The organism is Providencia sp. PROV209 (assembly GCF_028479485.1).
Classification (GTDB): domain Bacteria; phylum Pseudomonadota; class Gammaproteobacteria; order Enterobacterales; family Enterobacteriaceae; genus Providencia; species Providencia alcalifaciens.
The window spans coordinates 1-3,341 of the sequence record NZ_JAMPNR010000031.1 but is presented as its reverse complement, the minus strand read 5'-3'; the positions used below and the strand labels follow the sequence as shown (position 1 = coordinate 3,341).

Here is a 3,341-nt window from a genome sequence, read left to right as displayed (position 1 = left end):
TTTAATATCTGGCAGTTCCCTACTCTCACATGGGGAGACCCCACACTACCATCGGCGCTACGGCGTTTCACTACTGAGTTCGGCATGGGATCAGGTGGGACCACCGCGCTATGGCCGCCAGACAAATTCTGTTTGTTCCCGTTTAGCCCACTTCTTCGCTAAACCAGAACATCAATCTTGAACAAGCTGCTGTGTCCTTCACCTCTCGGCTTCTCACTCTCGTCGAAAATCAACTCTATCTCTCTAAAACACCTTCGGTGTTGTCAGGTTAAGCCTCACGGTTCATTAGTATTGGTTAGCTCAACGTATCGCTACGCTTACACACCCAACCTATCAACGTCTTAGTCTTAAACGTTCCTTTAGGACCCTTAAAGAGTCAGGGAAGACTCATCTCAAGGCAAGTTTCCCGCTTAGATGCTTTCAGCGGTTATCTTTTCCGCACTTAGCTACCGGGCAATGCCATTGGCATGACAACCCGAACACCAGTGGTGCGTCCACTCCGGTCCTCTCGTACTAGGAGCAGCCCCTTTCAATCTTCCAACGCCCACGGCAGATAGGGACCGAACTGTCTCACGACGTTCTAAACCCAGCTCGCGTACCACTTTAAACGGCGAACAGCCGTACCCTTGGGACCTACTTCAGCCCCAGGATGTGATGAGCCGACATCGAGGTGCCAAACACCGCCGTCGATATGAACTCTTGGGCGGTATCAGCCTGTTATCCCCGGAGTACCTTTTATCCGTTGAGCGATGGCCCTTCCATTCAGAACCACCGGATCACTAAGACCTACTTTCGTACCTGCTCGAGCCGTCACTCTCGCAGTCAAGCTGGCTTATGCCTTTGCACTAACCGCATGATGTCCGACCATGCTTAGCCAACCTTCGTGCTCCTCCGTTACTCTTTGGGAGGAGACCGCCCCAGTCAAACTACCCACCAGACACTGTCCGCACCCCAGATAATGGGGCAACGTTAGAACATCAAACATTAAAGGGTGGTATTTCAAGGTTGGCTCCACGCAGACTGGCGTCCACGCTTCAAAGCCTCCCACCTATCCTACACATCAAGGCTCAATGTTCAGTGTCAAGCTATAGTAAAGGTTCACGGGGTCTTTCCGTCTTGCCGCGGGTACACTGCATCTTCACAGCGAGTTCAATTTCACTGAGTCTCGGGTGGAGACAGCCTGGCCATCATTACGCCATTCGTGCAGGTCGGAACTTACCCGACAAGGAATTTCGCTACCTTAGGACCGTTATAGTTACGGCCGCCGTTTACTGGGGCTTCGATCAAGAGCTTCTCCTTACGGATAACCCCATCAATTAACCTTCCAGCACCGGGCAGGCGTCACACCGTATACGTCCACTTTCGTGTTTGCACAGTGCTGTGTTTTTAATAAACAGTTGCAGCCAGCTGGTATCTGCGACTGGCTTGAGCTCCATCCGCAAGGGACTTCACCTAATGCCAGCGTGCCTTCTCCCGAAGTTACGGCACCATTTTGCCTAGTTCCTTCACCCGAGTTCTCTCAAGCGCCTGAGTATTCTCTACCTGACCACCTGTGTCGGTTTGGGGTACGATTAATGATAATCTAGAGCTTAGAGGCTTTTCCTGGAAGCAGGGTATCAGCTACTTCGCCACCGTAGTGACTCGTCATCAGACCTCAGCATATAGTGAACCGGATTTGCCTAATTCACCTGCCTACATCCTTAAACCGGGACAACCGTCGCCCGGCCAGCCTAACCTTCTCCGTCCCCCCATCGCAATTATCACCAGTACGGGAATATTAACCCGTTGCCCATCGACTACGCATTTCTGCCTCGCCTTAGGGGTCGACTCACCCTGCCCCGATTAACGTTGGACAGGAACCCTTGGTCTTCCGGCGTGCGGGTTTTTCACCCGCATTATCGTTACTTATGTCAGCATTCGCACTTCTGATACCTCCAGCATACCTCACAGTACACCTTCACAGGCTTACAGAACGCTCCCCTACCCAACAATATTTACATATCGCTGCCGCAGCTTCGGTGCATAGTTTAGCCCCGTTACATCTTCCGCGCAGGCCGACTCGACCAGTGAGCTATTACGCTTTCTTTAAATGATGGCTGCTTCTAAGCCAACATCCTGGCTGTCTGAGCCTTCCCACTTCGTTTCCCACTTAACTATGACTTTGGGACCTTAGCTGGCGGTCTGGGTTGTTTCCCTCTTCACGACGAACGTTAGCACCCGCCGTGTGTCTCCCGTGATAACATTCTTCGGTATTCGTAGTTTGCATCGAGTTGGTAAGTCGGGATGACCCCCTAGTCGAAACAGTGCTCTACCCCCGAAGATGAGTTCACGAGGCGCTACCTAAATAGCTTTCGGGGAGAACCAGCTATCTCCCGGTTTGATTGGCCTTTCACCCCCAGCCACAAGTCATCCGCTAATTTTTCAACATTAGTCGGTTCGGTCCTCCAGTTAGTGTTACCCAACCTTCAACCTGCCCATGGCTAGATCACCGGGTTTCGGGTCTATACCCTGCAACTCATTCGCCCAGTTAAGACTCGGTTTCCCTACGGCTCCCCTATACGGTTAACCTTGCTACAGAATATAAGTCGCTGACCCATTATACAAAAGGTACGCAGTCACACCACAAAGGTGCTCCCACTGCTTGTACGTACACGGTTTCAGGTTCTATTTCACTCCCCTCGCCGGGGTTCTTTTCGCCTTTCCCTCACGGTACTGGTTCACTATCGGTCAATCAGGAGTATTTAGCCTTGGAGGATGGTCCCCCCATATTCAGACAGGATAACACGTGTCCCGCCCTACTCGTCGAGTTCACAACACTAACACCTTCGGATACGGGGCTATCACCCTTTACTGCCGGCCTTTCCAGACCGTTCTCCTGATGCTAATGCTGATTAAGACTCTGGGCTGCTCCCCGTTCGCTCGCCGCTACTAGGGGAATCTCGGTTGATTTCTTTTCCTCGAGGTACTGAGATGTTTCAGTTCCCTCGGTTCGCCTCGTTTGACTATGTATTCATCAAACGATAGTGCAACGAATTGCACTGGGTTTCCCCATTCGGAAATCGTCGGTTATAACGGTTCATATCACCTTACCGACGCTTATCGCAGATTAGCACGTCCTTCATCGCCTCTGATTGCCTAGGCATCCACCGTGTACGCTTAGTCGCTTAACCTCACAACCCGAAGGTGTCTTTCTGTCAGTCGACAAGAAACCCGACGGCTTCGTGTCTGTGGACAACATCTTCACGTTGAGATTTTTGAGAGACTCTCACATTGTTTAAGCGATAAACAATGTGCGTTGTTTTCAATTTTCAGCTTGTTCCAGATTGTTAAAGAGCATAATT

General features: G+C 51.1%; 2 rRNA genes. Both read right to left on the bottom strand.

The annotated features are described in order from the left end of the window. Positions 1 to 6 precede the first annotated feature (6 nt). Positions 7 to 122, bottom strand: a 5S ribosomal RNA gene (gene rrf / locus PR795_RS17990). A gap of 142 nt (positions 123 to 264) precedes the next feature. Continuing rightward, positions 265 to 3,170 (bottom strand): 23S ribosomal RNA (locus PR795_RS17985). Positions 3,171 to 3,341 lie beyond the last annotated feature (171 nt).